Source organism: Nonomuraea maheshkhaliensis (assembly GCF_039529435.1).
Classification (GTDB): domain Bacteria; phylum Actinomycetota; class Actinomycetes; order Streptosporangiales; family Streptosporangiaceae; genus Nonomuraea; species Nonomuraea maheshkhaliensis.
Window position 1 is genome coordinate 1 of the sequence record NZ_BAAAMU010000237.1, and the last position, 7,040, is coordinate 7,040.

The 7,040-nt window shown below is 72.1% G+C and carries 8 protein-coding genes; 7 read left to right on the plus strand and 1 reads right to left on the minus strand.

Annotated features, from left to right (window positions below):
* The 5 genes from ABFX54_RS55390 to ABFX54_RS55410 form a co-directional block, all read left to right on the plus strand.
* Positions 1-831: Cgl0159 family (beta/alpha)8-fold protein (locus tag ABFX54_RS55390; RefSeq protein ID WP_346115391.1), on the plus strand; the 831-nt coding region annotated here is incomplete at its 5' end.
* A complete protein-coding gene (gene iolB, locus ABFX54_RS55395) occupies positions 828-1,667 on the plus strand; it encodes a 5-deoxy-glucuronate isomerase (RefSeq protein ID WP_346115392.1) in 840 nt (279 codons plus the stop codon). The genes ABFX54_RS55390 and iolB, both read left to right, overlap by 4 nt.
* On the plus strand, positions 1,667-3,511 hold the full coding sequence (gene iolD / locus ABFX54_RS55400) for a 3D-(3,5/4)-trihydroxycyclohexane-1,2-dione acylhydrolase (decyclizing) (RefSeq protein WP_346115398.1): 1,845 nt from the start codon (positions 1,667-1,669) through the stop codon (positions 3,509-3,511). The genes iolB and iolD overlap by 1 nt, the downstream gene beginning before the upstream one ends.
* A gap of 61 nt (positions 3,512-3,572) precedes the next feature.
* Positions 3,573-4,607 carry an AI-2E family transporter gene (locus tag ABFX54_RS55405; protein WP_346115393.1) on the plus strand — a complete coding sequence of 345 codons (1,035 nt, stop codon included), beginning with the start codon at positions 3,573-3,575 and terminating at the stop codon, positions 4,605-4,607.
* A gap of 17 nt (positions 4,608-4,624) precedes the next feature.
* Positions 4,625-5,272 (plus strand): HAD family hydrolase, encoded by a 648-nt coding sequence (locus tag ABFX54_RS55410; RefSeq protein ID WP_346115394.1) that lies wholly within the window; start codon positions 4,625-4,627, stop codon positions 5,270-5,272.
* A 54-nt stretch (positions 5,273-5,326) separates the two neighbouring features.
* On the opposite strand, the gene ABFX54_RS55415 is transcribed toward ABFX54_RS55410, so the two are convergent.
* The gene (locus ABFX54_RS55415; RefSeq protein ID WP_346115395.1) at positions 5,327-5,878 is read right to left on the minus strand and encodes a DivIVA domain-containing protein; all 552 of its coding nucleotides are present in this window, start codon (positions 5,876-5,878) and stop codon (positions 5,327-5,329) included.
* 94 nt (positions 5,879-5,972) lie between these two features.
* Here ABFX54_RS55415 and ABFX54_RS55420 point away from each other — a divergent pair, with 94 nt between their 5' ends.
* Positions 5,973-6,701, plus strand: coding sequence for an ATP-binding cassette domain-containing protein (locus tag ABFX54_RS55420; protein WP_346115396.1), 729 nt, complete (start codon positions 5,973-5,975; stop codon positions 6,699-6,701).
* The coding region (locus ABFX54_RS55425) for a hypothetical protein (RefSeq protein WP_346115397.1) at positions 6,698-7,040 on the plus strand (343 nt) is incomplete at its 3' end. The genes ABFX54_RS55420 and ABFX54_RS55425, both read left to right, overlap by 4 nt.

Below are 7,040 nucleotides of genomic sequence, written 5' to 3' on the forward strand. Positions count from 1 at the left end.
GTGGCCGCGGCCGCCGCCCGCCGCGAGGCGCGCTGCCTGCCGGCCGAGGGCGACTGGCTGCTGATCATCGCCGCCGACCATCCGGCCCGCGGCGCGCTCGGCGTGCGCGACCGGCCGCTGGCCATGGCCAGCCGCACCGACCTGCTCGACCGCCTGCGGCTGGCGCTGTCCAGGCCGGGAGTGGACGGCATCCTGGCCTCCCCCGACGTACTGGAGGACCTGCTGCTGCTCGGCGCGCTGGAGGGCAAGCTGGCCTTCGGCTCCATGAACCGGGGCGGCCTGCAGGGCTCGGTGTTCGAGATGGACGACCGGTTCACCGGCTTCGACGCCGACTCGATCGACGCCATGCGGCTCGACGGCGGCAAGATGTTGTGTCGCATCGACCCCTCCGACCACGCGACCGTGGCCACCCTGGAGTCGTGCGCCAAAGCGGTCACCGGCCTGGCCCGCAGGCGGCTGGTGGCCATGGTGGAGCCGTTCTGGTCGCTGCGTTCGGAGACCGGCGTCGTACGCAACGACCTGTCGCCCGAGGCCGTGATCCGCTCCATCAGCATCGCCCAGGCCCTCGGCGTGACCTCCGCCTACACCTGGCTGAAGATCCCCGCGGTGGCCGAGATGGAGCGGGTGATGGCCGCGACCACGCTGCCCGCACTGCTCCTCGGCGGCGACCCGCCCGACATCGACGCCGCCTACGCCGACTGGCACCGGGCGCTGAGCCTGCCCGGCGTGCGCGGTCTCGTGGTGGGACGGGCCCTGCTCTACCCTCCGGACGACGATGTGGCGACCGCGGTGGACGGTGCCGCGGCCCTGGTGCGAGAGGCTGGCGCATGACCTATCTTCCCTATGGCAAGACCGCCGACGGTCCCTGGTCGGTGGAGATCACTCCGTCGCTGGCGGGCTGGACCTACTCGGGGCTGCGGGTCGCGGATCTGGGCGAGGCTCCGGTCACGCTCGACACCGGCGAGGAGGAGATGCTCGTCCTGCCGCTGTCCGGCTCGTGCACGGTCACCCTGCCGGACGACACGTTCGTGCTGACGGGCCGCGCCTCGGTCTTCGACGGACCCTCCGATTTCGCCTATATCCCGATTTCTACGGAAGTGACCGTGCAGGGGGCGGGACGCATCGCGTTCCCCTCCGCCCGCGCCACCCGGGCGCTGCCCCCTCGCTACGTGGCCGCCGCCGAGGTCTCGGTCGAGATCAGGGGCGCGGGCCGGGCCAGCCGCCAGGTCAACAACTTCTGCAGCCCCGACGCGTTCGACTGCGACAGGCTCATGGCCGTGGAGGTGCTCACCCCCGACGGCAACTGGTCCTCCTACCCGCCGCACAAGCACGACACCCCCAACCCCGGCGAGGCCGTGCTGGAGGAGATCTACTACTTCGAGGTCGGCGACCAGGGCATCGGCTACCAGCGCGTCTACTCCTCCGAGCGCGGCCAGATCGACACCTTCGCCGAGGTCTCCTCCGGTGACGTGGTGCTCGTCCCTTACGGCTACCACGGCCCCTCCATGGCCGCACCCGGCTACGACCTCTACTACCTCAACGTCCTGGCGGGCCCAGGGGAGCAGCGTTCGATGGCGTTCTGCGACGATCCCCGCCACGCCTGGATCCGCTCGTCCTGGGAGGCCCAGCCCATCGATCCCAGGCTGCCCTTCGGGAGGACATCGTGATCAGGCTGACCGTCGCGCAGGCCGTCGTGCGCTTCCTGGCCCACCAGTGGAGCGAGCGCGACGGCGTGGAGCACCGGTTCTTCGGCGGCTGCGTCGGCATCTTCGGCCACGGCAACGTGGCAGGCCTCGGCCAGGCGCTGGCCACCTCCACCGAGGACCTGCCCTACCACCTCAGCCGCAACGAGCAGGCGATGGTCCACACCGCCGCCGCCTACGCCCGCGCGAGCAACCGGCTGGCCACCCTGGCCTGCACCACCTCCATCGGCCCCGGCGCCACCAACATGATCACCGGCGCGGCCGGGGCGACCATCAACCGCCTGCCCGTGCTGCTGCTGCCCGGCGACATCTTCTCCACCCGCGTCGCCAGCCCGGTGCTGCAGGAGCTGGAGGACCAGCGCTCCTACGACATCTCGGTCAACGACTGCTTCAAGCCGGTCTCCCGCTTCTGGGACCGGATCAACCGCCCCGAGCAGTTGCCGTCCGCGCTGCTGGCCGCCATGCGGGTGCTCACCGACCCGGCCGAGACCGGCGCGGTGACGCTGGCGCTGCCGCAGGACGTGCAGGCCGAGGCGTGGGACTGGCCCGACGAGCTGTTCGCCGACCGCGTCTGGCACATCCCCAGGCCGCGCCCCGAGCGCGCGGCGCTCGCGCGGGCCGCCGAACTGATCAAGACGGCCGAGCGGCCGCTGATCGTGGCCGGCGGCGGGGTGATCTACAGCGAGGCCACCGACGAGCTGCGCGCCTTCGCCGAGGCGTACGGCGTCCCCGTGGCCGAGACGCAGGCAGGCAAGGGCGCGCTGCCCCACGGTCATCCGCTCGCGCTGGGCGCCGTCGGCGCGACGGGCACCACCGCCGCCAACGCGCTGGCCCGCGAGGCCGACGTGATCATCGGCGTCGGCACCCGCTACAGCGACTTCACCACCGCCTCCCGGACGATCTTCGCCCCTTCCGCCCGGTTCGTGAACCTCAACGTCACCGGCTTCGACGCCGCCAAGCTGTCGGGCCTGCAACTGGTCGCCGACGCCCGCGAAGGGCTGGCCGACCTGGCCGAGGCGTGCGCGGGCCGGAGCACGCCGGCCGCCTACCGGGAGCGCGCCACCGAGCTGACCCGGGCCTGGGACTCCGCAGTGGACCGGGCGTACGCGCTGGAGGGCACCCCCATCCCGCAGTCCGCCGTGATCGGCGCGGTCAACGCGGCGGCGGGCGACGACGGCGTGGTGGTCTGCGCGGCCGGCTCGATGCCGGGCGACCTGCACAAACTCTGGCGGCCCAGCGGCCCGGGCGCCTATCACGTCGAATACGGCTACTCCTGCATGGGCTACGAGATCGCCGGCGGCCTCGGCGTGAAGATGGCCAGGCCGGAGCGCGAGGTGTTCGTGCTGGTGGGCGACGGCTCCTACCTGATGATGGCCCAGGAGCTCGTCACCGCCGTCTCCGAGGGCGTCAAGCTCGTCGTGGTCCTGGTCGACAACTCCGGCTTCGCCTCCATCGGGCGCCTGTCGGAGAGCGTGGGCGCCGAACGGCTCGGCACCTCCTACCAGCGGCACGACGGCGGCCCGCTGCCGGTGGACCTGGCGGCCAACGCGGCCAGCCTCGGCGCCACCGTGCTGCGCCCCGAGTCGGTCGCCGACCTGCGCAAGGCGCTCGACGACGCGCGTTCGGCCACGGAGACCACGGTCATCTACGTACGCACCGACCGGATGGCCGACGACGTGCCCTCCTCCGAGGCGTGGTGGGACGTGCCCGTGGCACAGGTGGGGACGACCAGCGCCACCTACGCGGCGCGGGAGACGTACGAGGCCAGCAAGCAGTCCCAGCGCTCGCACCTGGCCCCGCCCGGCTGAGCAGGATTGCCCCCGCTGACCTGGGGGAACTCCTCTGACCAGGCACGATGGGGGGCAGGGGATGAGGCCGTGGCGGCTGCTCGGTTGGTTCGCGGTCATCGCGGTGGTCCTCTTCTGCCTCTACCACGTGCGCACGGTGGCCATCTCGATCGTCATCGGCGTCTTCCTCACCGCCCTGCTCCGCCCGCCCGCCCGCTGGCTCCGCGCGCGCGGCCTGCGCGGAGCCCTCGCCACCACGATCGTCTTCGCCGGCGGTCTGCTGCTGGCGGGCGGCCTGGGCGCGCTGCTGGGGCCGCCCACGATCGACAGCCTGTCGGAGCTGGGTGACAGCCTCGGCAGGGTGCTCGACGACCTGCACCGCCTGGCCGTCAGGCTCGGGCTCGACGACCGGCAACTGCTCGGCCAGGCGCGCGACTACCTGGCCGCGCAGGGCCGCCAGGTCACCAGCGGCGCCCTGGCCGGGGTCAAGACGGCGGGCGAGATCGTCATCGGGGCCGTGCTGGCGGTGATCCTGTCCATCTACTTCGTGCACGGCGGTGACCGGCTCTTCCACTGGCTGCTCCAGCTCGCCCCCGCCGCCGCCAGGCCGCGCCTGGCCGAGACCGGCCACCTGATCTACTCGGTGATCGGCCGCTACATCCGCGGCATCGCCGTCGTGGGGGCGGTCGACGGGTTCTTCATCGGGATCGCGCTGTGGATCCTCGGGGTGCCGCTCGCGCTGCCGCTGGCGGTGCTGACGTTCGTGGGGGCGTTCCTGCCGGTGGTGGGGGCGTTCCTGGCCGGGCTGCTGGCCGCCGTGGTGGCGCTGGTGGCCAAGGGCGTGCTGGTGGCGCTGATCGTGGTGGCCGTGACCGTGGCGGTGCAGCAGATCGAGGGGCACGTGCTGGCGCCGCAGATCTACGGCAAGGCGCTCGACCTGCCCGGCGCGGTGATCCTGGTGGCGATCGCGGTGGGCAGCGTGGTCGCCGGCATCACGGGCGCGTTCCTGGCCGCTCCCGTGACCTCCGTCGCCGTCGCCCTCGTCCACCGCACCCGCGCCGTGCCGCCTCCTTCCGTCCCCGTACGTCCGCGTGGCTCGCCCCAGGGCCCGTCGTGACCGTCATGATGGGATTCATGCGATGGGTAACGTTCGACGTCTTCGGAACACTGGTCGACTGGCGGCACGGCATCCATACCAGCGTCGAGCTGGTCGCTCCCGGCAAGGGGGCGGAGGTGCTGGAGGCGTACATCAGGCACGAGCGCGACGTCCAGAGCGAGTCGCCCGCGATGCGTTACCGGCTGCTGACGGCCGAGGCGCTGCGCCGGGCGTGCGCGGAGGAGAAGGTCGAACTGGCCGCGGACGACGCCTCCGTGCTGGCCGCGACGCTGCCGTACTGGCCGGTGTTCCCCGAGACCGGGGTCGAGCTGTCGGCGCTGCGCGCGGCCGGGTGGCGGCTGGGGCTGCTCACCAACTGCGACCGCGACCTGATCGCCGAGACGCGGCGGCGGCTGCCGGTGCCGGTCGAGGCGGTGGTGACGGCCGAGGACGTGGGGGCCTACAAGCCGGCCACGGCGCACTTCGAGGCGTTCGGGAGCGCGTACGAGCCGGAGGTCTGGGTGCACGTGGCGCAGAGCTACTTCCATGACATCGTGCCGGCGCATCGGCTGGGGCTGCCGCGTGTCTGGATCAACCGGCAGGGGCAGCGGCCGGACGATGAGACGATCATCCAGCGCGCCCAGCCCGATCTGCGCGGCCTGCTCGAAGCGGTCGAGAGCGCCTGAGCCGCCACGCCCCGGAGTTGGCCGAAGGGCGCGTGATCACACCGCCGGGACGGCTCAGGTGCGCCGCTGTTCCAGGACGTCGGCGATGCCCGCGAGGAAGGAGTCGACGTCCGCGATGAGGTAACCGGACCTGAACAGCACGGTCGAGAACTTCGCCGCCCGCACCTCCTTGGCCGTCACCGGGAAGTCGGTCGTGCCGCGCAGTGTGGCCACGATCCGGTCGAGGAAGGCGTCGATCTCGTCCTCGTTGTAGCCGGTGCCCATGCGGCCGGCCCGGAAGGCCACGCGCTCGACCCGCGCGGCCTGCGTCTCGAACCACTCCTCGCGGAGCATCTCGCCGGTGGGCTCGGCCATGGCCAGCCGTACGGGCCGCTTGGCCTGGGTCTCCAGGGCAACCACGAACGCCTCAAGGGCGAAGTCGACCGCGGTCTCCTGGTAGCCGCCGCGCTTGGCGCGGAACGTGGCGCCGCGCACCTCGTCGGCGGTGACGGGCTCCAAGGCGTGCGAGCCTCTGCCCAAGGTCGACTCGATCCGCCCGATCAGGGCGTCCACCTCGACGGGGTCATAGCCTGAACGCATGCCGATGACGCGTGGAAAGCGGTTCAAGCCTCTCTCCTCTTGAGACGTGATGCTGGGGTGCCGCCTCTATTGTCGGACCTTTATCCCGGCCCTGCGACCCGACCTATACCGTTACAGGATCATGCGTCTATCCCGGGTCTCTTTCCGTTACCGAAGGCGTGAACCTTTCGTCATCGAAGACGTCGACGCCGACCTCTCCCCCGGCGAGGTGATCGAGCTGACCGGCGCGAACGGAGCGGGCAAGTCCACCCTGCTCCGCCTGCTGGCGGGCCTGGCCAAGCCCACGAAAGGCACGGTTTCCGGCCGCCCTGCGGTCGTCGGTTTCGCCCCCGACCGGTTCCCCACCGACCAGCCGTTCACGGTCACCCAGTATCTGCGGCACATGTCCCGCGTACGCGGCCGCGCCCGCTGGGAGCCCTGGGCCGAGCGCCTGAACATGGGCATGCTGCTCGACACCCGGCTCCCCGACCTGTCGAAGGGCAGCGCGCACAAGGTGGGCCTGGTCCAGGCGCTGATGGCCGAGCCTGGGCTGCTGATCCTGGACGAGCCGTTCGCCGGCCTGGACGCCGGCACGCGCTCGGCCCTGCCCTCGATCGCGACCGAGGTGGCGGCTGGCGGCGGCATCGTCATCGCCAGCGACCACCAGGGCGGGCTGCGCGGCCTGCCCGGGCTGCGTCACTGGTCCGTGCTGGACGGCCAGGTCAAGGAGAGTGTGGAGGCTCCCCCTGAGCCTGTGGAACGCGTCCAGACCACGGTGGCCGTCACCGTGCCCCTCGACGAGTTGCCGCGGTTCCTGGCCGGTCTGCGCGAGCAGGGCTATCCGGCCCGTGAGATCGAGGAGATCCGATGATCCCCCTGGCCGTCTTCCGGCTGTCGGCCTATGTGCGCTCGCACCGGGTGTACCAGGCGCTGCTGCTCACCCTGGCCATGGTCGCGATCGTGCACGGCAACCGGGCGCCGAGAGGCGAGGAGGCGTCCGTGCTCACGGACGGCGCCGTACTCGTCATCCCCATCCTGGCCTGGGCGGCCAGAAGCCTGCTCGACACCGAGCCGGACCGGCAGCGCGAGATGTCGGCGGTGCAGGCCGGCGGGCGAGGCAGGGAGGTGGCCGCCGGGCTGCTCGCGGCGTTCGCCGCGACCGCCGTCTTCTTGGCGCTGGGCAAGGGGTGGGGACTGGGGGTCGGCAGCA

Bases quoted from the DNA above. Each gene is read 5' to 3' on its own strand.
- iolB (WP_346115392.1), top strand. From the start codon at position 828: ATGACCTATCTTCCCTATGGCAAGACCGCCGACGGTCCCTGGTCGGTG.
- ABFX54_RS55405 (WP_346115393.1), top strand. From the start codon at position 3,573: ATGAGGCCGTGGCGGCTGCTCGGTTGGTTCGCGGTCATCGCGGTGGTC.
- ABFX54_RS55410 (WP_346115394.1), top strand. From the start codon at position 4,625: ATGCGATGGGTAACGTTCGACGTCTTCGGAACACTGGTCGACTGGCGG.
- ABFX54_RS55420 (WP_346115396.1), top strand. From the start codon at position 5,973: ATGCGTCTATCCCGGGTCTCTTTCCGTTACCGAAGGCGTGAACCTTTC.